Annotated in this window: 12 protein-coding genes; 5 read left to right on the plus strand and 7 right to left on the minus strand. The window is 67.0% G+C overall.

The window, feature by feature from the left end:
• Positions 1–208 precede the first annotated feature (208 nt).
• Both ACEN9P_RS15670 and ACEN9P_RS15675 read left to right on the plus strand, forming a co-directional pair.
• Positions 209–7,810 carry a DUF7933 domain-containing protein gene (locus tag ACEN9P_RS15670; protein WP_495619756.1) on the plus strand — a complete coding sequence of 2,534 codons (7,602 nt, stop codon included), beginning with the start codon at positions 209–211 and terminating at the stop codon, positions 7,808–7,810.
• Positions 7,807–11,949, plus strand: coding sequence for an OmpA family protein (locus ACEN9P_RS15675; RefSeq protein WP_495619757.1), 4,143 nt, complete (start codon positions 7,807–7,809; stop codon positions 11,947–11,949). The genes ACEN9P_RS15670 and ACEN9P_RS15675 overlap by 4 nt, the downstream gene beginning before the upstream one ends.
• 13 nt (positions 11,950–11,962) lie before the next feature.
• Here the strand turns inward: ACEN9P_RS15675 and ACEN9P_RS15680 are convergent, their stop codons facing one another.
• Both ACEN9P_RS15680 and ACEN9P_RS15685 read right to left on the minus strand, forming a co-directional pair.
• Positions 11,963–13,306: a type II toxin-antitoxin system HipA family toxin gene (locus tag ACEN9P_RS15680; RefSeq protein WP_495619758.1), complete on the minus strand. Its 1,344-nt coding sequence runs from the start codon at positions 13,304–13,306 to the stop codon at positions 11,963–11,965.
• Between the two features lie 55 nt (positions 13,307–13,361).
• On the minus strand, positions 13,362–13,703 hold the full coding sequence (locus tag ACEN9P_RS15685; protein ID WP_495619759.1) for a helix-turn-helix domain-containing protein: 342 nt from the start codon (positions 13,701–13,703) through the stop codon (positions 13,362–13,364).
• Positions 13,704–13,983: 280 nt separating this feature from the next.
• Here ACEN9P_RS15685 and ACEN9P_RS15690 point away from each other — a divergent pair, with 280 nt between their 5' ends.
• Positions 13,984–14,370 carry a YkvA family protein gene (locus ACEN9P_RS15690; protein WP_495619760.1) on the plus strand — a complete coding sequence of 129 codons (387 nt, stop codon included), beginning with the start codon at positions 13,984–13,986 and terminating at the stop codon, positions 14,368–14,370.
• 44 nt (positions 14,371–14,414) lie between these two features.
• Here the strand turns inward: ACEN9P_RS15690 and ACEN9P_RS15695 are convergent, their stop codons facing one another.
• The 3 genes from ACEN9P_RS15695 to ACEN9P_RS15705 all read right to left on the minus strand — a co-directional run bounded on the left by ACEN9P_RS15695 (position 14,415) and on the right by ACEN9P_RS15705 (position 17,689).
• Positions 14,415–15,638, minus strand: a complete 1,224-nt coding sequence (locus tag ACEN9P_RS15695; RefSeq protein WP_495619761.1) for an MFS transporter — start codon at positions 15,636–15,638, stop codon at positions 14,415–14,417.
• A gap of 24 nt (positions 15,639–15,662) precedes the next feature.
• Positions 15,663–16,715: a DMT family transporter gene (locus ACEN9P_RS15700; protein WP_495619762.1), complete on the minus strand. Its 1,053-nt coding sequence runs from the start codon at positions 16,713–16,715 to the stop codon at positions 15,663–15,665.
• A 65-nt stretch (positions 16,716–16,780) separates the two neighbouring features.
• Positions 16,781–17,689 (minus strand): LysR substrate-binding domain-containing protein, encoded by a 909-nt coding sequence (locus tag ACEN9P_RS15705; RefSeq protein WP_495619763.1) that lies wholly within the window; start codon positions 17,687–17,689, stop codon positions 16,781–16,783.
• Positions 17,690–17,795: 106 nt separating this feature from the next.
• Between ACEN9P_RS15705 and ACEN9P_RS15710 the strand changes: the two genes are divergently transcribed.
• Entirely contained in the window at positions 17,796–18,776 is a 981-nt protein-coding gene (locus tag ACEN9P_RS15710; RefSeq protein WP_477661341.1) for a Bug family tripartite tricarboxylate transporter substrate binding protein, read from the plus strand.
• Between the two features lie 6 nt (positions 18,777–18,782).
• Positions 18,783–20,207, plus strand: coding sequence for an N-acyl-D-amino-acid deacylase family protein (locus tag ACEN9P_RS15715; RefSeq protein WP_477661340.1), 1,425 nt, complete (start codon positions 18,783–18,785; stop codon positions 20,205–20,207).
• Positions 20,208–20,232: 25 nt separating this feature from the next.
• Here ACEN9P_RS15715 and betA read toward each other — a convergent pair whose 3' ends face one another.
• The gene (gene betA / locus ACEN9P_RS15720) at positions 20,233–21,891 is read right to left on the minus strand and encodes a choline dehydrogenase (RefSeq protein ID WP_495619764.1); all 1,659 of its coding nucleotides are present in this window, start codon (positions 21,889–21,891) and stop codon (positions 20,233–20,235) included.
• Between the two features lie 40 nt (positions 21,892–21,931).
• Positions 21,932–23,395: a betaine-aldehyde dehydrogenase gene (betB, locus tag ACEN9P_RS15725; protein WP_495619765.1), complete on the minus strand. Its 1,464-nt coding sequence runs from the start codon at positions 23,393–23,395 to the stop codon at positions 21,932–21,934.
• Positions 23,396–23,487: the final 92 nt, after the last annotated feature.

The following is a 23,487-nucleotide window of genomic DNA, read 5'->3' on the forward strand; positions in this document are numbered from 1 at the left end:
ACAAGGATTTACCCTTTGTTTCCGGGAGGCCCCATATGATCCGCCGCGCTAGTACCTTTTACTTCCTGTCACAACTATGCTCGAACATTTCCGACGCTGCGCGAAACTTGTATGCAAGCTGCCGAACCCGGTTTCCCTGGTCCGCCCGGCGTCCGTTCTGCTCGGTCTGGGGCTGCTGCCGGCGGCCGCTTTTGCCCTGACAGCCTCGGTGACGGCCATCATCCCGGCACAGGGTATTTACCCGGGTGAAATAGCCACTTTGCGCATTGCGCTGTCCAACAGCGACCCGGTTCCCGCCACCAACGTGGCCTTCAGCAACAGCCTGCCGGGCCTTTTGCCCAACGGCCTGAAGGTGGCCGGCGCCGCCACCAATGGTTGCGGCGGCGCGTTCACCGCGGCGCTCGGAACGCAAGCGCTGAGCCTCACGGGCGGCGGCATTCCGGCCGCCGCCGGCGGCATCGACGGCCAGTGCGTGATCGACATCCCGGTCACCGCCGGCAGCTCGACCGGCAACGCGACCTCTTACGCCTACCAGATCCTCAACGGCGCGGTGACCAGCAGCGCCGGCAGCAACAGCGGCGACGTCTCGCAGACCTTCAACATCCGCGCGCTGCAGCAGCCGCAAATCTCCAAGGCCTTCGGCAGTTCCACCCTGGTGCTGGGAGGCGCGACCACCTCGCTCACGATCACGCTGACCAACCCGAACCCGGTGGCCATCGAAGGCTTCAGCATCACCGACAACTTCCCGCAGCTGGGCGGCAGCGCCATCATCAGCGTTGCGGCCGTGCCGGGCGCCAGCGCCAGCTGCACCAGCGGGCCCGCGCCCGCCTTCAACCCGGCCCCGGTGGCCGGCGCCACCAGCGTGACCGGCACCGGCGACATTCCCGCCAACGGCAGCTGCAGCTTTGTGGTCGCGGTGGAAGCGTCGCAGACCAACGGCCAGTACACCACCAACGCCCAGAGCAACCTGATCAACCGCAGCAGCGACTTCAGCAACTCGCTGGGCATTCCCGCGCAGGCCAATGCCCAGGCCAACATCACCGTCAGGTCGCCGCTCAGCGTGGCCAAGGCCTTTTCCGGCAGCTCGCTGTCCAGCGGCTCCTCGGGCAGCCTGACCATCACGCTGACCAACAGCGGCAACACGCCGCTCACCGTCACGACCTTTGACGACAGCCCCATCGACGGCCTGGGCGGCGTCAACCCGGCGACCGGCCTGAACGTGACTTCGGCCTCCACCAGCTGCGCCGGCGGCGCGGCCGCCGCCATCAACAGCAACAAGGGCGTGCAACTGACGGGCGGCACCATTCCCGCCAACGGCAGCTGCACGGTCACCGTCAACTACACCGGCTTTGTGCAGGCCTCCGGCGTTCCGGTGACCTACACCAACAACATCCCGCAAGGCGCGGTCGACGTCGGCAACGCGGCCATCAAAAGCCAGAGCGCCTCGGCCACCATCCTGGTGGCCGACGACCTGCGCGTGCTCAAGTCGGCGCTGCCCGCCAGCCCGGTCGCGCCCGGCAACCCCATCCAGTACCAGGTCACGGTGCAGAACTACGGCGCGGCCGCGATCAACAACGTCACGGTGACCGACAACTTCACCAACGGCCAGACTTTCCTGACCGGCACGATAGGCGGCATCAACTACACGCCGACCGTCACCGCGGCCTGCGGCAACGTCAATTCCGCGAGCGCCGTCGGCAGCAGCACGGCGGTGCTCACGGTCGACACCCTGCCGGCCCGCGCCAGCCCCAGCGTGCCCGGCGCCTGCGTGATCACGATGTGGGCCATGGCCTCCAGCACGGCGGTGGCTTCCTCTGCCAACACCATCGCAGCGGGCGGCGTCTGCTATAACGCCGGCGCGACCTGCAACGGCGGCGCTTCCAACTCGACCAGCGTGACGACCAACGCCGCCGTGATGGCGGCCAGCAAGGCCTTTGCACAATCGTCCCCCGGCGTCAGCACCTTTGCCGAAGGCACCATCGTCCGCATGACCATCACGCTGACGAACAAGTCGGCGAACCCGCTGACCAACGTGTCGATCTCCGACACGCTGCAGCTGGCCAACAGCGGCGGCGGGCAGTTGCGCATCGCCAACCCGGCCAACGCGGCCAGCACCTGCGGCAGCCCGGTCATCACCGCGGTCGCCGGCGCCACCTCGGTGGGCCTGAACGGCGGCACCGTGCCCGCGCGCGCCGGCAACGGCCTGGGCGCCGATGGCAGCTGCGTGCTGCAGGTCGACGTGGTCGGCCCGGCCGGCGTCTACCCCAACACCGCCACCGTGGGCGGCACGCAGACCTTCGGCAACGGCACGACCCAAACGCTCACCCCCGTGACCACCAACACGGCGACGCTGACCTACACCTCGGCCCTGAGCGCCAGCAAGAGCTTCAACCCGGCCAGCGTGTCCACGGGCGGCCGCTCCACCGTCACGGTGCAGCTGCTCAACACCAGCGCGCTGGCCCTGACCAATGTCAGCGTGACCGACCCGCTGCCGGCCGGCATGGTGCTGGCCAGCCCGACCAATGCGCATACCACTTGCGCCGGCGCGACCTCCATCACGGGCGCTGCCGGCGCCAGCAGCATTTCCATGACGGGCGCCAGCGTTGCCGGCAGCGGCAACTGCGCCTTGCTGTTCGACGTAGTGGCCACCGGCGCGGCCAACTGGGTCAACACCATCCCGCCCGACTCCATCCTGGCCGACGGCGGTGTGCGCAACGTCGCCCCGGTCAGCGCCACCTTGCTGTTCACCCCGCCCAACGGCATCGCGATCAGCAAGGCCACCTCCATCAGCTCGCTGACCTTTCCGGGCGAAGTCAGCCGCCTGACCATCAACATCGCCAACGGCTCGCAGGCTGTCACCAACCTGAGCTTCACCGACTACTTCACCGTGGGCGGCACGGCAGGCGGGACCAACAACGGCTGGGTACTCACACCCAACCCCGCGCCCAGCACCACCTGCCCAGGTGGTGTGGTGAGCGCGGTGGCGAACACCCGCCAGGTCAGCCTGGCCGGCGCCGCGCTCGCGGTCAACGCCAGCTGCCAGCTCAGCGTCAACGTGACCTCCACCGTGACCGGCGGCAACACCAACACCATTCCGGCCGGCGCCATCACGACCGACCAGAACCTCAGCAACAACAACCCGGCGACCACCAGCCTGGCCATCAGCACCAACATCGGCCTGGTCAAGCAGTTCACACCCAATGTGGTCAAGCCCGGCCAGCGTTCGCGCCTGCGCATCACCTTCTACAACCCGCTGTCGCAGCCCGTCAGCGCGCTGGCCGTGACCGACACCCTGCCGGCCGGCGTGACCGTGCCCAGCGGCGCCAACCCGACGACGACCTGCCAGGGCGCGACCGTGTCCTCGACCGTCAACAGCGTGCAGGTGTCCGGCGGCACCATCCCCGCCGCGTCCGGCAACGTGCCGGCGAGCTGCCAGGCCGAGATCGACGTGCTGGCCGCGGCCCAGGGCGATTACGTCAACACCATTCCCACCAACGCGCTGACCGCCAGCGCCGGCGGCAACCCGCTGTCCAACACCCAGCCCACCAGCGACACGCTGCGCGCCAAATCGCCGGTCGCGGTGCACAAGGCCTTCAGCGCCCGCACGCTGGACGCGGGCAACCCGGTCGGCTTCACCACCGGTTCCGACAGCAAGGCACCCGGCGCGCCGGCCGTGCTGACCCTGCGTTTTGACAACCCCAACAACACGGCCCTGACCGGCCTGGTGCTGACCGACACCTTGCCCGCGGGCCTGGTGGTCGCGCCCACGCCGGCGGCGGCCACCACCTGCGCGGGCGGCACCGTCGTCGCGGCCGCCTCGGCGACCAGCGTGCGCCTGACCGGCGCGACGCTGGCGGCCGCGGGCTCCTGCACGGTCACGGTCAACGTGCTCAGCAACATCTCGGGCGTTTACACCAACACCGTTCCCACCGCCAGCATCACGACCAATGAAGGCGTGAGCAACGAGGAGCCCACCAGCGCGCAGCTGATCGTCTCCACCCCGCCCACCGTCGGCAAGCAGTTCACGCCGGCCGTGATCCCGCCGGGCGGCGTGTCGCGCCTGAGCATCGTCCTGGGCAACAGCAACAGCAGCGCGATGACGCTGAGCGCGAACTTCGACGACGTGCTGCCCACCGCGCCCGGCCAGATCCAGCTGACCGCCACGCCCGCCATGGCGACCACCTGCGGCGGCACCGTGGTGGCCGCGGCCAATGCCACCAGCGTGCGCCTGAACAGCGGCGGCACCGTTCCCGCGGGCGGCTGCACGATTGACGTCAATGTGACCGGCCTCACCGCCGGCGTGCACACCAACAACATTCCGGCCGGCGCGCTGCAGACCAACCTGGGCAGCAACCAGTCGCCCGCCAACGCGCCGCTGACCATCAGCACCCTGGGCTATATCTCGGGCAAGGTCTTCAAGGACAACAACCCCACGCCCAACGGCACCTTCCAGAACGGCACCGACACGCCGATCGCCGGCGTGAACATTGAACTGCGCAGCGGTGCGAACTGCAGCGGCGCCCTGGTGACGACCGGCACGACGGACGCACTCGGCAACTACCTGTTCTCGTCCCTGGCGGCCGGCAGCTACTCGGTGTGCCAGCCCACGCAGCCCTCGGGCACCACCAACGGCATCACCACGGCCGGCACCATCAGCGGCATCAACGGCAGCACCGGCACGGCCGGCACCGCCTCCAACCCGACCATCAGCAGCAGCCAGATCACCAACATCACGCTCAACGGCAACGGTGCGGGCGGCGAGATCTCGGGCTCGGCCGGCAACAACTTCGCGGAAGTCGTGCCTTCGTCCATCAGCGGCAAGGTCTTCAAGGACGTCAACAACAACGGTGTGCAGGACGGCGCGGACGACCCGCTGGCCGGCGTGACCGTTGAGCTGCGCGATGCCGGCACCAATGCGTTGATGGCAACCACGGTCACCGACGCCGCGGGCGGCTACAGCTTCGCCGGTCTGCTGCCCGGCACCTACACCGTGGTGGAACCCACCCAGCCTGCCGGCACCTCCAACGGCATCACCACCCCGGGCGCGGTGCCCAACGGCGGCACGCCGGGCACGGCCACCACGCCGGCCGTCACACCGAGCCGCATCAGCAGCATCGTGCTGCCGCCCAACACGAGCTCCAGCGGCAACAACTTCGCCGAAGTGCCCAACGGCGGAACGATTTCCGGCCGGGTCTTCCTGGATTACGACAACAACGGCGCGGTCAACGGCAGCGACCACGGCATAGGCGGACAGACCATCAACCTGACCGGCACAGACATCAACGGCCTGGCTGTCTCCAAGACCACCACCACGGCGGCCGACGGGCGCTACAGCTTCACCGGCCTGGCCCAGGGCAACTACACCGTCACGCAGCCGCTGCCGCAGGCAACGGGCACGACCAACGGCCAGACCATCGCGGGCAGCACCGGCGGCGTCGCGACCCTGCCGGCCAACCCGGTCTCGTCCATCTCGGCGATTCCGCTGGCCAGCGCCAACGCCGTGTCGGCCGACAACAATTTCGCCGAGATCCCCGGCGCCGCGCCCGACCTCGCGATTGCCAAGAGCCACTCGCCGGTCAGTTTCGCGCAGGGCTCCAGCACCGGCTTCTACACCATCACCGTCTCCAACGTCGGCACGGTCGCGACCTCCGGCACCATCACGGTGGTCGACACCCTGCCCGCGGGCATGACGGTGGCCGCCGTCGCCGGCGGTGCCACCTGGTCCTGCAGCAGTGCCGTCACCACGGTGACTTGCACCACCAACAGCGTGATCGCCGCGGGCGGCACGGCGCCTGTCTTCACGGTGCGCGTGGCGGTGGCCGCCGGCCTGTCCGGCCAGGTGCTGGTGAACACGGCCGTGGTCTCCGGCGGCAATGAACCCGCCGGCTTCAACGGCAACAACACCGCCACCGACCCCACGGTGATCTCCGACGTGGCCGCGGTGCGTGGCACGGTGTGGCGCGACCTCAACCACGACCGCATCAAGGACCCCGGCGAGCCGCTGGTGCCCGGCTGGATCGTGGAGCTCACGCTGGGCGGCGTGGTCGTCGGCACCACCACCTCCGACGCGAGCGGCGCCTATGCCTTCCCGAGCGTGGCGCCCGGCTCGGGTTACCAGATCCGTTTCCGCGAACCGACCAGCGGGCGCATCTACGGCCGCCCGGTCCCGAATGAAGTGGGCTTGCCCTATACCAACGGCGCGGTCAATGCGAACTCGAACCCCGCCGGCGCCAACAACACCGACGGCACGCTGCAGGGCCTGACCCTGGCCGCCGGCACCACCACGCTGGCGCAAAGCCTGCCGCTGGACCCCAGCGGTGTGGTCTACGACGCCGTGACGCGGCAACCCGTGCCGGGTGCCGTGGTGACCCTCTCCGCGCCCGGCCTCACGGCGGCCGACGTGATCGGCGGCAGCCTCACGCAGACCACCGGCGCGGACGGCGCCTACCAGTTCCTGCTGCTGGGCGGCGCACCCGTGGGCGGCACGCTGTACACGCTGACCGTGACCTCGCCGGCCGGCTACCTGCCGGGCCCCTCGGCCATGATCCCGGCCTGCACGGCCACTCTGGGTGTGGGCCTGGCCCCGCCCAGCCCGGACCCGGCGCTGGTGCAGAACAGCAACTTCGCGCCCGGCACCGGCGTGCCGCTGCACAACCCCGCGGCCTGTCCCACCAGCACACTGGCCTTGGCGGGCGGCGCGGCCACCACGCAGTATTTCTTCACGTTCACCTTCGCCGCGATTCCCGGCTCGGCCAATGTGCTGAACAACCACATTCCGCTGGACCCGATTCTGGGCGGCGCCATCGTGATGACCAAGAGCACGCCGCTGGTCAACGTGGTGCGCGGCGACCTGGTGCCCTACACCATCACGGCCACCAACACGCTGAACGCCGTGCTCGGCAACATCAGCGTGGTGGACCTGATCCCCGCGGGCTTCCGTTACCGCACCGGCTCGGCCTCGCTCAACGGCGCGGCGCTGGAGCCCACCATCAGCGGCCGCAACCTGACCTGGGCCAACCAGGTGTTCGCCGCCGGTGAACGCAAGACCTGGCGCATGCTGCTGGTGGTCGGCACCGGTGTGTCCGAAGGTACCTACATCAACCAGGTCGCGGCCCGCAACGCCCTGGTCAATGCGCAGGTCTCCAACACCGCCACGGCCGCCGTGCGTGTGGTGCCGGACCCGACCTTTGACTGCTCCGACATCATCGGCAAGGTCTTCGACGACAAGAACGCCAACGGCTACCAGGACCAGGACGAGCCCGGCATCGCCAACGTGCGCATCGCCACGGCGCGCGGCCTGCTGGTCACCAGCGACCACGACGGGCGTTTCCACGTGGCCTGCGCGGCCATCCCGAATGCCGACCGCGGCTCCAACTTCGTGATGAAGGTGGATGAGCGCACCCTGCCTTCCGGTTATCGCCTGACCACCGAGAACCCACGCGACGTGCGCGTGACGCGCGGCAAGATGGTCAAGCTCAACTTCGGCGCCACCGTGCACCGCGTGGTCCGGCTTGAGCTCTCGGGCGAGGCCTTCACCGGCAAGGGCGACGGCACCGAACTGCAGCCCGCCTACCTCGCCACCCTGGAAAAACTTCCCGAGCAGCTCGCCGCGCGGCCTTCCGTGCTGCGCATCGCCTACCGCCGCGGCGGCGAGGCGGCCGGCCTTGCCGAAAGACGCGTGGCCGCCATCAGCGAGCGAATACAGGGCTTGTGGAAGGCCAGGCGCAAGAAGAGCGACGGGAATGAAGCCGGCGACAGCGAACCCCTGCACCCCCTGATGATTGAAACCGAGCTGGAGACGGCGAAATGAATTTCCGTACACATGCGATAGCCGTCGCCGCCGGCCTGCTTTGCGCTGGTTCCCCGGCCTGGACCGCGACCGAAGTCAGCGGCAAACGAATCGACAACGGCCGTATCGACCTGTTCAGCGTGCCGCCACCGGCGGAAGTGCAGCCCGACATCGCCTACCCCATGCCCTCGGGCGTGACACGCGAGGAAGCGGCCGGCATGAAGGCCCGCGCGGCGCAGACGCCCAAGGCGGTTGCCTCAGTCGACAAGGCACTCCAGGAAGCCGGCGGCCTCAGCCTGTTTGTCTCGGGCAAGGCTGAACTCACGCCTTCGGCCAAAGCCGCGATTGAATCGCTGGCCGGCGAAATCCGCAGCAAGGGCGCGGCCTCCGCCGGCATGCGCATTGCCGTGGTCGGCCACACCGACAACCAGCGCCTGGCGCCGGACACCAAACGCATCTTCAAGGACAACCAGGGCCTGTCTGAAGCGCGCGCGCTGGCCGTGGCCGCCTACCTCAAGCAGCTGCTGAGCAACCCCGCCATCAGCTATTCCATACAGGGCGAGGGCGAGAACAAACCGCTGGCGTCCAACGCGACCCCCGAAGGCATGAGCCGCAACCGCCGCGTGGAGCTGCGTGTGTGGTTCCAGCCCGCGGCGCCGGCAGCGGCGCCTGTGGCCGTGCCCGCTCCGCTGGCACCCTGCACGCCGCAATCGGTCGGCCAGTCGACCGTGCCTTTCCGCATCACCATAGACGGCGAGCCCATCAACACCGCCGAGATCCCCAACGAGGCCGACGGCCAGCGCTGCGCCGACGTCGCGCTCGAGCGGGCCGACATCCAGGTGCGCTACGACAGCCTGGCCGCCGTGCCGCTGATGAACGCCTGGGCCACGCCCTCCACGGCCGTCAAGGGCGAGGCCGTGGAGTTCCGCGCCTGGTCCAACTACATTCCGTGGATCAAAAAGGCCGAGCTGCGCCTCTTCCGCCCTGGGCAAAAGACCCAGGAGCAGCCGTTTGAGATCGTGCCCGTCAGCTGGAAGGGTGCGACCCGCTGGACGGTGCCTGCCAACACCGCGGGCGACCAGGTGTTTTACCTGCTGCGTGTCTACGACGCGCAGGGCCGCTTTGACGAAACCAGCCTCAAGCAGCTGAACCTGCTGGCGCGCGCCATGCCGGCCAATGAAGACCAGGACAAACTGGAGCGCGAGCGCCTCACGGGTTATGGCGAGAACAGCCTGGCCCTGCGCAACATCCCGGTCAGCGGCGGCACGGTCACGGTCAACGGCACAAACCTTAAACCCGGCCAGCGCATAGAAGCCCTGGGCCTGGAGCTGCCCATAGACGCGCAAGGCAAGTTCGCGATGAAGCAGATCATGCCGGCCGGCCCGCAGTCGGTCGAAGTGACGCTCAAGGAAGCCGACGGCCGCGCCAGCACCTTCCGCCGCAACCTCAACATCGCATCCGACGACTGGTTTTACCTGGCGCTCGGCGACCTGACGGTCGGCAAGAACAATGTCTCGGGTCCCGCCAAGCTCGTGACCGGCGACCTGAGCCACTATGAAGACAAGGTCTACGTCGACGGCCGCGCCGCGTTTTACCTCAAGGGCAAGATCAAGGGCGAGTGGCTGCTCACGGCCTCGGCCGACACGCGCGAAGGCCCCATCGAGGACTTGTTCTCCAACTTTTCGAGCAAGGACCCCAAGTATTTGCTGCGCAGCATAGACCCCAACCTGTACTACCCGGTCTACGGCGACGACAGCACCACGGTGGACGACGCGCCCACGCAGGGCAAGTTTTTTGTCAAGCTGCAAAAAGGTGATTCGCACATCATGTGGGGCAACTTCCAGACCTCCTGGAGCGGCACCGAGCTGATGCAGTATTCGCGCGGCCTCTACGGCGCACAGCTGCGCTACCGCTCGGAAGAGGCCACGGCCTACGGCGAGAAACAAACCCAGATCGACGCCTTCGCGGCCGACCCCGGCACCCTGGCTTCGCGCGAGGAGTTCCGCGGCACCGGCGGCTCGATTTATTACCTGCGCCACCTGGACATCACCCAGGGCTCGGAGCGCGTCTGGATAGAGGTGCGCGACAAGGACTCCGGCATGGTGATAGAGCGCCGCGAGCTTGCGCCCACGCAGGACTACGAGATCAACTACCTGCAGGGCCGCATCCTGCTGCAGTCGCCGCTGTCCGCCACCGGCGGCGGCGCGGGGCTGATCATGACCTCGGCGGTCGGCGGCCAGCCGGTCTACCTGGTCACGACCTACGAGTTCGCGCCCGGCGTCACCGCCATCAACAACCTCTCGACCGGCCTGCGCGCGAGCCAATGGCTGAACGACCACGTCCAGCTCGGCGCCAGCACCTACCACCAGGGCGAGACCGGCTCCAGCCAGACGCTCAAGGGCGTGGACGGCACCTTGCGCTACAAGCCCGGCACCTGGCTCAAGTTCGAGGCGGCCCGCTCCAAGGGCCCGGGCAACGGCGCGCAGACCTCGATTGACGGCGGCTTCGGCTTCAACACCCTGAACAACGGCAGCATCCAGTCGGCCGGCGCCGAGCGCCTGGAAGCTTCGGTGGACCTGGCCGAGGTGACCGACAGCATGAAGGGCAAGGTCACGGCTTACGCGCAGAACCGCGACCGCGGCTACTCCGCCCCCGGTCAGATCGGCATCAGCGGCGAGGCCGTCAAGCAGGCCGGCATGTCGGCCGACGTCGAAGTCGCCGCCGGCACCCGCGTGCTGCTCAAGGCCGACAGGCGCGAGGGCGACCTGCAGGACAGCCAGAACGCCGAGCTCGCCGTGCGCCAGACGCTCAGCAGCGAATGGGAAGTCGCGGCCGGCGTGCGCGCCGACGATCGCTCCAAGGTCACGCCCAATGCCAGCGCCTTGCTCTCGCAAACCGGCTCCCGCACCGATGCGCAGCTGCGCGCCGACTACCGCCCCGACCGCGAAGGCGGCAAGCCCGGCGAAAAAGAAAACTGGGAAGCCTACGGTTATGTGCAGGGCACGCTGGAGCGCGACGACACGCGCGACCCCAACAACCGCGTCGGCCTGGGCGGCGCGCTGCAGGTCAGCGAGCGCGTCAAGCTCAGCGGCGAAGCCTCCAATGGCAGCATGGGCGTGGGCGGCAAGCTGGGCGCCGACTACCGCATCTCCGACCGCAGCAATGCCTACCTGGCCTATACCGTGGAAACCGAAAGCCCCGACGTCGCCTGGCGCGGCCGCCAGGGCACGCTGGTCTCCGGCGCCAGCACCCGCGTCTCCGACCAGCTGCGCGTCTTCGGCGAAGGCCGCTCCGTCAACGGCGCGGGCCCGCAAAGCCTCACGCAAGCCTTCGGCACCGACTGGTCGCCCAACGACCGCTGGAACTTTGGCGCCAAGGTCGAGTTCGGCACCGTGTCCGACCCGCTGGCCGGCGACCTCAAGCGCCGCGCGCTGGGCGGCTCGGTCGGCTACAAAAAAGACGGCCTCAAATACGGCGGCAACATCGAGTGGCGCCACGACAAAGGCAATCTCTCGGGCGAACGCACGACCTGGCTGATGCGCAACACCGTGGGCCTGCAGGTGGACCCGGCGTGGCGCCTGCTCGGCAAGCTCAACGTCTCGCGCTCCAGCAACAGCCAGGGCGCGTTTGTGGACGGCAACTACCATGAGTTTGTACTCGGCAGCGCCTACCGCCCCGTCGACAACGACCGCTGGAACACCTTGTTCAAGTACACCAACCTCAACAACGTGCCCACCGCCGGCCAGCTCACGCCTTCGGGCCAGGCCGCCGACTACGCACAGCGCAGCCAGGTCTTCTCGGTCGACACGATTTACGACGTCAAGCCCTGGCTGTCGGTAGGCGGCAAATACGCCTTCCGCATCGGCGAGCTCAAGTCCCCGGTGGCCGGCGGCGAATGGTTCTCCAGCCGCGCCGACCTGCTGATCCTGCGCGCCGACCTGCACCTGGTCAAGGAGTGGGACGCAATGGTGGAGCTGCGCAACCTGCGCGCCACCGAAGCGCAAGACGCCAAAGCCGGCGCGCTGCTGGCTGTGTACCGGCACCTCGGCAAGGGCGTCAAAGTGGGTGTGGGCTACAACTTCACCAAGTACTCGGACGACCTGACTGACTTGTCTTACCGCAGCAGGGGCTGGTTTTTGAACGTGCTGGCGGCGTATTGAGGGGGGCGGCGCGTCAAGGCAATAGCTTGCGTGTGTCCGCCGTGCTGATGTCGTCCAGGTGCCTGAACGCGGGTGCGATCCTGGCCATGTCGTCTGCCGGAACGCCTGAGCGTGCGAACGACACCTTCCACTCCCGCACGACGCGCCAGACCTCATCGATCAAGTCGCAAGCGCGGGCCTGGCTCAAGGAGAACGCCGGATGCCCGCCCAGCGCGTTGTCGAGTGTCGCGAGGCGACCTTGGGGCCCGACTCCCAGGTGAAGAAGGCGCTCGGTCGCGTGGCTCGGCCGGGGCAGCACGTCGTACAGGGGACTGAGCCGCCAGCCGGGCAGGCGGGGATCCCACAGGAAGCCGTGGTTGCGCAGGTGGTCGTCGTCGTTGCTGGCGAGGATGTTGAACACCATGCGCTTGAAGAGTTCTTCGTTGTCCGCGCGGATCACGTCCGGATGGCAATACCGGCGCACGGCGGCGGCCAGGTCGGCGTAGGACTTTGTTCGCGACTCGGTCTCGTCACATCCGACCAGGGTCAGGCCGCTCACAAAACCCATGCGGCGCTCGGTCAGGCCGTCGGCGGGTGGCAGCAGCAAGTCCGTTGCGGCGGTGGGCAGTGTTCCGTGTGCCAGCCAGTAGCGGTCGAAACGCCGGATCATCATGATGCGGCGGCCGCCCAGAAGGCGCGTGGCCACGGGCGGCACGTCCAAGCCGGCCTCCCGCGCGAGCACCAGCGAAGCACATTCGACCGCGGGGATGTCGAAGGCGTCATGTTTGCTTTGGAACTTCGCGAGCCAAAGGGCGCCGCCCTCATCACGCACAGACGCTTTGGGCCGGGCACCGCCGAGTGCCGTCCCGGCTTCAAAAATGTGTTCAAGCCTGGCGGGAACGTCTTCTCCCGCCTCGATGCGCTCCGCGGCCTCCATCAAGTAGCTGAGCGCGTGAACGCCGCCGGCGGCGCCCGTGGGCCCATCAGCCATGCCGGAGCGGATGTCCAGCGCGCCTACCCGCTCGCTGCCCGCATGCAGCAGGTACTGCGACTCGGCCAGGCTGTTCGTGGGCACCTTGAGCTTGGCCTCGATCACCCGGCGCCCCCAGGAATCCGGCGCGGCGTCACGTATGCCGCCGAAGCTCGTCAGGGTGTTGACCGGCAGCAGCAGCTTGCCTGCGACGGACTCCGGGCCGCGGATGGCCAGGCTGACCGGGTCCACCTCCAGGGCATCGCCACGGGCCAGATACTTCAGGCCGTAGGCAAAGCGCGATGCCAGGAGATCGGAACCCTGCTCGGTCATCGTGAGCTGCCCGCAAGGCGCCCAAGCTTCGCCCAGGTAGGCGAAGGTCATCAGCTTCAGGTCTTTGGCCGCCATAAAAATTCTGCTCTGGATAAAGAAGATGAAAGGCGCTGCCGGTGCGGGCCTGGGTTCAGAAATCCAGGTCCTTGAGCTCGGCCGCGCTCAGGTCGCGAACGCGTTTTGTCGATTCGCGGGCCTGCAGGGCGGCCAGCGCGGGGTCGGCCTGCGTCAACAAACCTGCCAGCGTGGTGCCGGGCGCGATGGCGTCGAGGTAGCGAAGCACCTGCCCAATCGCCAGGCCCGGGTCGCCCTTTTCCAGACGGTAGGCGGTATTGCGCGAGAAGCCCGCGCGCAGCGCCGCATCGGCCTGTTTGACCTTGCGCGCCTGGCGCAGGCGCGCAAGAAGATGCCCGAGGTGGGCCGTCTCTTGCGCGAGCTGTGGACTGAGTATTGCGGATTGGTCTATTTTCATGTTCGTTAAATCATTCAATATCACGATAAAGATCGATTTAACGAACATTTTATATACCTACAAATTCACGGTCAACTTATGCTCGATAAATCAAGCTTTATTCAATTAATGATTGATTTAACGATCTTTTTGTCAAAATGCGGCGTGATTGGCTTGATGGAGCTGTGCGGTGTCCGGAGCGAGGGTGGGGCCGCACCCGATGGTCGTCGACGCCCTGGCCGTAGCCCATCCCGCATACTGGGGTCCCGGCCTCAGGCCAGGCATTTTTTGAAGGACCCGTATGAGATGGTCGGAATCCTTGCGAGACTGGGCCGGAAAGCTCAAGCGCGACGGGGTCACGCTGTGGTTTGCCTGCAAACATCCCCAGACACCCTGGTATGCCAAGGCGCTGGGTCTTTTTGTCGTGGCGTATGCCCTGAGCCCCATAGACCTGATCCCGGACTTCATTCCGGTGCTGGGCTACCTGGACGACCTGCTCCTGCTGCCGGGCCTGATCTGGCTGGCCATCTCCTTGACGCCTGCCGAGGTCATCGCCGACTGCCGGCGGCAAGCCGAGGCCTGGCTGGCCAATGAAGGCGCCAGGCCGCGCAGCCTATGGGGCGCTGGATTGGTAGTCCTTGTCTGGATGGGCGCCGCCTGGGGCCTGTGGGTCTGGCTGGCGCCTTGATGTCTTGAGCCGCCGCTTCGCCCGGGCTCCTCGGCCGCGAACGCTCAGCGGCGCTCCTCGCCGGAAACTTCCTCGGGCGGCCGCACCCGGCTGAACATGGCCAGGAGCAGGATGTCGTAAATGATCTTTAATGCGCCGCCCGCCATCAGCGGCCAGCCGAAGGTGGAGACCCCCAGCAGGTAGCCGGCCAACGCGGGGCTGGCAGCCGCGGCCAGGCTGCGCGGCACAGAGGTCACGCTGGCCGCGGCGGCCCGCTCCTGCGGCGTCACGATGGCCATCACATAAGAGCTGCGCGTGGGCACATCCATCTGCGACAGCGCGCTCCTGACCAGCAACAGGACGACGGCATGGCTGAGCTCCGTGCAAAAAGGAATGGCGATCAGGCACAGGCTGGACGGCAGGTGGGTGTAGACCATGGTCTTCACCAGCCCGATGCGGCTGGCGATATGCGCCGCCACAAGGTAAGAAAACGCGGTCAGCAGGCCGGCCCAGAAGAAGATGGTCCCGGCCACCTCAACCGACAGGCCGAAGCGCTGGTACAGCCACAGCGCCACCAGCGACTGCACCACAAAGCCGCCGCCAAAGGCATCCAGGCTGAACAGCGTGGCCAGCAGGTAGACCCGCTTTTTCGAAGGGCCCAGGGCGGACTTGGGCGCCGGGGCCTCTGCCGCGGGCCGCGTCGGCAGGCCGCGGTACAGCGCGGCCATCAGCAGCGCCAGCAAGGCATAAAGGATGAACATGCCCTGGATGGCGGTTTGTGGGGTGATGCCCGCCGTGGGCGCCAGCAGCGCGGGCAGGGCCGCCGCCAGCGAGCCGAAGGCCGCGCACAAAGTCCCGGTCAGGCTGTAGCGCGCAAAGACCGCCGTGCGGGACGGGCCGTCCACATGGTTCGCGAGCATCGCATGCTCCACCGGCATAAACACGCTGACATCGCCGCCCGAGGGATTCAGCGTGCCCACCAGGGCCACCAGCATCAGCGGCCAGAAGCTGCTGAGCGACGCCACGCCCAGGCCCGTGAAAACCATCAAGGCCGAAGCGGCCAGCAGCAAGGGCCGGTGGTCGTAGTGCGCCGCATGCGTGCCGACCAGCAGGGTCAGGATGCCGGAGCCCAGCAAGGTCGTGGTCGCGATCAGCCCGACCTGGAAGGGCGTCAAGCCAAGGCTGAGCAAATAGACCGGCAGCAACAGGCTCACAAAGCCGTCGCCGAATCCCCGTATCGCTTTGGCGGCAATCAGGCGATCCAGGCTTGTGAGCTGGAATTTCAACACGGCCGTTGGCGTCCGCAAGGCCGCTTAATGCGAATGCCGGTGATGGGCATCGGGGAAATGCGCATGGCTGTGGGAGATCGGCAGGTGTTTGTGCGCATGCGCGTGGCGCGTGCCGGGCGCCACCGGTGCTTCGTGCGCATGGTCGTGGTGCTCGTCCCCCAGGCCGTGCGCATGTTCGTGGCTGTGCTCAAGCGGCTCATGGGTGTGCGAATGCTGGTGGCTCTCGGTCAGGTGCAGCCAGACGCCCCAGGCCATCAGCAAGGCCGCGACGAGCAAAGAGGGGGTGACGGGCTCGCCAAGGACGGCAATCGCTAGGGCCGCGCCCACAAAGGGCGCGATCGAAAAATACGCGCCCGTGCGCGCCGTCCCGAGGTGGCGCAAGCCGAGCACAAACAGCGCCAGGCTGGCGCCATAGCTCGCAAACCCCAGCAGCGCCGCCGCCAGCACCACGGGTAGCGCGGGCCACGCAGCGCCTAGGGATAGCGCCAGCACCAAGTTGGTGGCACCGGCCACCAGGCCCTTGGCCATGGCGATGAACGAAGCGTCGGACAGAGACACCTTGCGCGTCAGGTTGTTGTCCACACCCCAGGCAAGGCAGGCGCCCACCACGGCCAGGGCCGGCCACAACTCGCCAAAGCGCGCCTCACCGGGCCAGGAAAGAACCACACCGCCCGCCACAATGGCCAGCATGCCCAGCGCGATGCGGCGGTCAAAGTTCTCCTTGAAAACAAACCAGGCGATCAGGGCGGTCAATACGCCTTCCGCATTCAGCAGCAGCGAAGCGCCCGAAGCCGGCATGCCCGAAAGCCCCAGCATCAGCAGGACCGGGCCCACCATGCCGCCCGCAATCACGGCGCCGGCCAGCCACTTCCATTCCGCGCGAGGCATGCGCACAGGCGGTGACCGGCGCAGCCGCCGCAGCAAAAACAAACCAACACCCGAACCCAGGTAAAGCAAAGCCGCCAGCAGCCAGGGGCTGGCCTGCGCCAGCAAAAGCTTGGCCAGCGGCGTGCCCGCGCCGAACAGGGTTGCCGCGAGGAGGGTGGCCAGCACGCCGGGTTGGGACAGTGGGTTCATGGCGTTCTTTTGGGGTCCAGGGGCGCTTGCCTTGTCCATATTACGCGAGTGTTTGGGTGCCGGTTTTACAAGTCAGCACCACCGCTCCCGGCTGTTGCCTGCGCCAGCAGCCAGGCGCGGAACACCGTGAGCGCTTCGAGCCTGGATGATTCCTCGGGATACACCAGGTAGTAGCCACGGGGAGAAACCCATTGTTTCTTCGACAGCCGGCGTAAACGGCCGGTCGCCAGCGCGTCGCTGGCCATGAAGTCGGGCAGCAGCACCGCACCCAGGCCCGCCACCGCGGCATTCAGGGCCATGGACATCAACTCGTAGCGCGGTCCGTCTTGCCCGGTGCTGATCTGGATGCCCGCATGGTCGAACCATTTTTGCCACGCGTCCAGCACGGTGGTGTGGTGCACCAGCGCGGACCTCGGTGTGCGGGACGTCAGCGATTTCCCATTTTTGGCGATCCATGCCGGGGCGGCATACGGCGCCATCGCCAGGGGCAAAACAAAATCGTTGTGCAGGCCGGCGCGTTTTCCGTCGCCGAATTCGAGCGAGGCATCCACCGCCATGCTCTTGAAATCCACCGACCCCACGCGGGTCGCGAAATTCAGGGTGATCTCGCCGTGCGCGCGCGTGAAGTCCGGCAGGCGCGGAATCAGCCAATAGCTCCCCAGCGACGCGCCTACCGACAGTGCCAGCGAACCCCCGCGCCCCTTGAGCGCCATCACGTTGGCCGTCGCGCGTTCAAGGCGCTGGAGAATGCCGCTGACTTCGTCCAGGTAATAACGGCCGGCTTCGGTCAGGATGACGGCATCCCGCCGCCGCACGAACAGCTTGACGTCAAGACGGCTTTCAAGCGCCATGATCTGGCGGCTGACCGCGCCTTGCGTCAGGTGCAGCTCCTGCGCGGCCGCGGTGAAGGAGCGCAGGCGCGCGCTGGCCTCAAGGCATACCAGGGACATGGTGGAGGGCGCGCGCAGCATCATGGTGCATGAGAAAAAAACATGGAAGACGCAGAAATTGTCGTTTGTAGCCAAAGGTTTGTCCACGCATCATTCGGTTTCCTCATTGCTGAACCCCAAGGTGACCTCCATGACCGAATACCAGACAAAGCGGCGAACCCTCCTCAAACTGGGGGCCGCGGCGATGGCCTCGGCGCCGCTGCTGGCGCGCGCCGCCTGGCCCGACCGGCCCATTCGCCTGATTGTTCCGTCCGCCGCCGGCGGCTCGCCCGACAACATCTGCCGCATCCTGACCGCCGAGTTGATGAAGGCCCTGGGACAGCCTTTTGTGATCGACAACAAGCCCGGCGCCAGCGGCAACATCGGCATGCAGGAGATCGTGCGCGCCGCGCCGGACGGCTACACGCTGGGATACGGCAACGTGGGTACGCTGGCGATCAACAAATCGCTTTTCTCCAAACTGCCCTACGACCCCGAAAAACAGCTGGTTCCCGTGGCGCTGCTCGGGTATGTGCAGAACGCGCTCGTCGTCAGGAATGACCTGGGCGTGAAGAATGTGGCCGAGCTGATCGCGCTGGCCAGGTCCAGGCCGGGCAAACTCAGCATGGCCTCTCCCGGCAACGGCACCACCGGCCACCTAGGCGGTGAGCTGTTCAAGAGCATGACCAGCACCTTCATGACCCACGTGCCTTACCGCGGCAGCCCGCAGGCCATCCAGGACCTGATGGGCGGCCAGGTCGACCTGATGTTCGACAACCTGTCGTCCATCGCGCCGCACATCAAGAATGGGCGCATCAAGGCGCTGGGCGTTTCAGGGCGGGCGCGCAGCCCGCTGTTTCCCGAGGTGCCGACCATTGGGGAGTTCGTCAAGGGCTATGAAACGACGGCCTGGGGCGGCATTGTCGCGCCGGCCGGCACCTCGCGCGACATCGTGCTGCGGCTCAACGGCGAAATCAACAAGGTGCTGGGCAATGCCGCGGTCAACGAGCGTTATGCAGCCATTTCCTTCGAGACGACCATAGGCTCGCCCGACCGCCTGTTTGACCGCGCCCTGCGGGAGACGCGGATGTGGACGGAGGTCGTCAAGCGCGCCGGTGTCCAGGTGGATTGAGCGGACATGTTCGATCTCATCATTGAAGGCGGCGAGCTCATCGACGGCACGGGCGCCCCCCGGGTGCGCGCCGACCTCGGGGTATCGCGCGGGAAAATTCTCTCCATCGGCGACCTGTCGGGCGCGCGGGCGGGCGAACGCGTCGGCGCGCACGGGCGGATTGTCGCGCCGGGTTTCATCGACGTGCACACCCACGATGACCGCTTGCTGCTTTTGCCCGCCGCGGGCGCCCACCCCAAGCTGTCGCAGGGCGTGACGACGGTGGTGTCGGGCAACTGCGGCGTCAGCCTGGCCCCGCTGGAGACCCGCCATCCACCGCCGCCACTGGATATCCTGGGAACGGACGGCTGGATCTACCCGGATTTCGCGGCCTACCTGGATGCGCTGGACCGGTCTCCCCTGGCCGTCAATGTCGCTTGCCTTGTCGGCCATTCCACGCTGCGCGTCAAGCACATGGCGGACCTCGGAAGGCCGGCCACCGCCGGGGAATCGGCCGCTATGGCGGCGGAACTCGCCCACGCACTGGCCGCGGGCGCCATCGGCCTGTCGACCGGCTTGTACTACCCGCCCGCGAAAGCCGCCACGGCCGAAGAGGTGATCGCCGTGGGCGCGCATCTCAAGGCGGCCGGCGGTATCGTGGCCATGCACATCCGCGATGAGGGCGACGCCATCGACGAGGCGCTGCGCGAGGCCCTGCACATAGGCCGGGAACTGGGCGTGGGCACCGTCATTTCCCACCACAAGCTGGTCGGCACGGCCAACCACGGCCGCTCCGTGCAGACACTGGCCATGCTGGAGCAGGCGGCGCGCGGGCAGCCGGTCTGCTTTGACTGCTATCCCTACAACGCCTCGTCCACCATGCTGCTGCCGTCCCGCGTCAAGCAGTCCAGCGACGTGCTGGTGACCTGGTCGCAGCCCGAGCCCGGGGTTGCGGGCCGCTCCCTCAAGGAACTTGCGCGCGAGAGAGGCCAAAGCGAGGAAGAGGTGGCGCGGGCCTTGCAGCCGGCCGGGGCCATCTACTTCGCGATGAGCGAGGAGGACGTCGGCCGCATCCTCAGCCATCCCATGGCCATGGTCGGCTCGGACGGCCTGGCGCATGACGTGCGTCCGCATCCGCGCCTGTGGGGGACTTTTCCGCGCGTGCTGGGGCACTACGTGCGCGAGAGAAAGCTGTTTCCGCTCGAGCTTGCCATCCACAAAATGACGGGACTCAGCGCAAGGCGTTTCGGCCTCGACGGCCGGGGAGTCCTGGCGCCCGGAAATCACGCGGACATCGTCATTTTTGACGAACACCGCGTCACCGCCAACGCCAGCTACGAAAGCCCCACCGAAGTCAGTTCGGGAATTGACGCCGTCTTTGTCAATGGCCGGCTCGCCTGCCGCGATGGCCACAGCGTCAGCGTGGATGCCGGGCGGGTGCTGCGCAGATGAGGCGGCTTGCGCCGGCCAGGCGTGCTCAACGCTGGTGGGTCGCGTGGTTTGCCGCCACATAGACCGGCGCCGCCTGCGCCGGCAACGGTGACCGGCCCCGTATCAGGTCCGCAATTTTTTCCGCGATCATGATGGTCGGCGCATTCAGGTTGCCGCTGACGACATTGGGCATGATGGAGGCGTCCACCACGCGCAGGTTCTGGATGCCGTGCACGCGGCCGGCGCCGTCCACCACCGCCATCGGATCGGTCCCCATGCGGCAGCTGCAGGACGGATGAAAAGCGCTTTCGGCCTTGTCGCGGATGAAGGCGTCGATCTCGGCATCGGTCTGGACCTTGGCACCGGGCGAGATTTCGCCATTGCGGAAAGGCTCGAAGGCCGCTTGGGAAAATATCTCGCGCGTCAGGCGCACACCCGCGCGCATTTCCTTGCGGTCCTGCTCGGTCTGCATATAGTTGAACAGGATGCGTGGATGCGCTTTGGGGTCGGCCGAGCGCAGCGTGATATGGCCGCGGCTGGTCGCGCGCATCGGCCCGACATGTGCCTGAAAGCCGTGCTGTGTGGCCGGTGCGCTGCCGTCGTAGCTGACCGCCATCGGCAAAAAGTGGTATTGCAGGTCCGGATGCGCCACCCCTGCCGCGCTGCGGATAAAACCGCCGGATTCGAAATGGTTGGTCGCGCCCAGGCCTTTTCCGGCGAACAGCCATTGCACGCCGATCTTCAGTTTGGCCAGGGGGTTCATCGCGCTGTACAGGGTGATCGGCTGCTTGCTGGCGTACTGCACGTAGACCTCGAGATGGTCTTGCAGGTTTTGGCCGACACCCGGGAGGTCGACCCGCGGCTGGATGCCCAGGGCGCGCAGTTCCTCCGCCTTGCCGATCCCGGACAGCATCAGGAGCTGCGGCGAATTGATTGCGCCGCCGGACAGGATCACCTCGCGCGCCGCGCCTGCCTGATGCAGGCGCGAACCTTGCGCGTATTCGACACCGGTCGCGCGCGTGCCCTCGAACAAGACCCGCGTGACTCTCGCGCGCGTCACCACGCGCAGGTTGCCGCGCCTGGCCGCCGGGCGCAGGTAGGCCTGCGCCGTGCTCCAGCGGCGGCCCTTGTAGACCGTCATGTCCATGGGACCCAGGCCTTCCTGCTGGTAGCCGTTCATGTCCTCGGTGTAGGGGTAGCCGGCTTGTTGCCCCGCCTCGATGAAAGCGCGGTAGAGCGGGTTCTTGCAGGCCGCGGTGGAGACATACAAGGGGCCGTCCTTGCCGCGATAGGCGTCGCCGCCTTTCAGGCGGGTTTCGGATTTCTTGAAGTAAGGCAGGCAGTGCGCGTAAGACCATTGCGCCAGTCCGGGCATGCCGGCCCAGGCGTCATAGTCAAACGCATGTCCGCGGATATAGACCATGCCGTTGATCGACGACGAGCCGCCGAGCACGCGGCCGCGCGGGCAGTGCATGCGGCGCTGGTTCATGAAAGGTTCCGGCTCGGTGTCATAGAACCAGTTGTACTTGTCGTTGGCCAGCGGATAAGCGAAGGCCGACGGCATGTGGATGAAGATGCTGTGGTCCGCCGGGCCGGCTTCCAGCAGCAGGACGCGCGCGCCTTCGTCCTCGCTCAGGCGGTTGGCGAGGACGCAACCGGCTGAACCGGCGCCGACGATGATGTAATCGTATTGTTCTTGTTTCATGTGAATTCCTGATCGGGAGCCAGCTTGCCGCCGGGCATTCCTATTCGTAAGGGCAAGCCACTTCACCCAGCTCGACGTACACGCTCTTCAACTGCGTGTAATAGTCAATCGTCACCATGCTGTTTTCGTGGCCGATGCCCGACTCACGGATACCGCCAAATGGCATCTCGATGGGCGTGATGTTGTAGTTGTTGATCCAGCACACGCCCGCCTGCAATTGCGCCGCCACCCGGTGCCCGCGCGCCAGGTCGCCGGTGAACACGCCGGCTGCCAGGCCGAAGCGCGTATCGTTGGCGCGCGCCACCGCTTCCGCCTCATCACTGAATCGCAGCACCGACATCACAGGACCGAAAATCTCTTCACGCACGATGCTCATGTCGTCCCGGCAATCGGCAAAAATGGTCGGCTCAACAAAATTTCCCTCAGCCAGCGCGCCGGTCTTGAGCTGCTTGCCCCCGGCGACCAGCCGCGCGCCTTCGGCGATGCCTTTGTCGATGTAGCTGAGCACACGCTGCATATGCGGGCGAGAAATCAGGGCGCCGACCTGCGTCGCCGGGTCCATCGGGTCGCCGATGCGCAGCTTTCGGGTACGCGCCTGCAGCTGTTCCAGAAACGCCTCGTGGATGTCCTCATGCACAAAGACCCGCGTGCAGTTGGTGCAGACCTCGCCCTGCGTATAAAAATTGCCGAGCATCGCGGCGGACACCGCCTGCCTCAGGTCGGCATCGGGGAACACCAGCAGCGCCGATTTGCCGCCCAGCTCCATGGTCGCGCGCTTCAGGGTTTTGGCGGCTTCCGCCATGACGGCTTTTCCGGTGCCCACCGAACCCGTGAGCGACACCTTGGCCACCGCCGGGTGCGACACCAGCAGCCGGCCGGTGCGGCCGTCGCCCTGCAGCACATTGAACACGCCGTCCGGCACACCGGCCTCGGTGTAGATTTCCGCGAGCCTGGCGGCGCTGCGCGGCGTCAATTCGGAGGGCTTGAAAATCATGGCATTGCCGCAGGCCAGGGCCGGCGCCGACTTCCAGCAGGCGATCTGCAAGGGATAGTTCCAGGCGCCTATGCCGACGCAAATGCCCAGGGGTTCGCGCCGCGTGTACGCAAAAGCGTTCTTGAGTCCGTAATGGTGGCCGTGAATCGTCGGCGCCAGGCCGGCGAAGTACTCCATGCAATCGGCGCCGCTGGCGACGTCGACCACTTCGGCTTCCTGGATCGGCTTGCCGCAATCCGCCACCTCCAGCTCGGCCAGTTCGCGGTTGCGCGCGCGCAGCAGTTGCGCCGCCCGGTACAGGATGCGGCCGCGCTCCGCGCCGGTCATCGCCGACCATGTGGCAAGCCCGGCTTGTGCCGCCTCGATCGCACGCTCGAGCTCCGGCGCAAGCGCCAGTTCGACGCGGCACAAGACCTGGCCCGTGGCCGGATTCAGGTTTTCCAGTGTTTCCGAAGCAGTGCTGGCCTGGTAAGCGCCGCCTATGTAGTTGCGTAGTGTTGGGGTCGTCACGAGCTCACCTTGTTCCGATGTTTCGCCGTGCAATCGCCGATGGGTCGATTGCCTTGACGGCTCACTATAGGTTCAGGGGATGCTGCGCTCTT

This window comes from Polaromonas sp. Polasp52, from assembly GCF_059491565.1.

What these genes read in the sequence shown, in the direction of transcription:
- ACEN9P_RS15675 (WP_495619757.1), top strand. Translation starts at nt 7,807, where the DNA reads ATGAATTTCCGTACACATGCGATAGCCGTCGCCGCCGGCCTGCTTTGC.
- ACEN9P_RS15680 (WP_495619758.1), bottom strand. Translation starts at nt 13,306, where the DNA reads ATGGCGGCCAAAGACCTGAAGCTGATGACCTTCGCCTACCTGGGCGAA.
- ACEN9P_RS15685 (WP_495619759.1), bottom strand. Translation starts at nt 13,703, where the DNA reads ATGAAAATAGACCAATCCGCAATACTCAGTCCACAGCTCGCGCAAGAG.
- ACEN9P_RS15690 (WP_495619760.1), top strand. Translation starts at nt 13,984, where the DNA reads ATGAGATGGTCGGAATCCTTGCGAGACTGGGCCGGAAAGCTCAAGCGC.
- ACEN9P_RS15700 (WP_495619762.1), bottom strand. Translation starts at nt 16,715, where the DNA reads ATGAACCCACTGTCCCAACCCGGCGTGCTGGCCACCCTCCTCGCGGCA.
- ACEN9P_RS15705 (WP_495619763.1), bottom strand. Translation starts at nt 17,689, where the DNA reads ATGATGCTGCGCGCGCCCTCCACCATGTCCCTGGTATGCCTTGAGGCC.
- ACEN9P_RS15710 (WP_477661341.1), top strand. Translation starts at nt 17,796, where the DNA reads ATGACCGAATACCAGACAAAGCGGCGAACCCTCCTCAAACTGGGGGCC.
- ACEN9P_RS15715 (WP_477661340.1), top strand. Translation starts at nt 18,783, where the DNA reads ATGTTCGATCTCATCATTGAAGGCGGCGAGCTCATCGACGGCACGGGC.
- betA (WP_495619764.1), bottom strand. Translation starts at nt 21,891, where the DNA reads ATGAAACAAGAACAATACGATTACATCATCGTCGGCGCCGGTTCAGCC.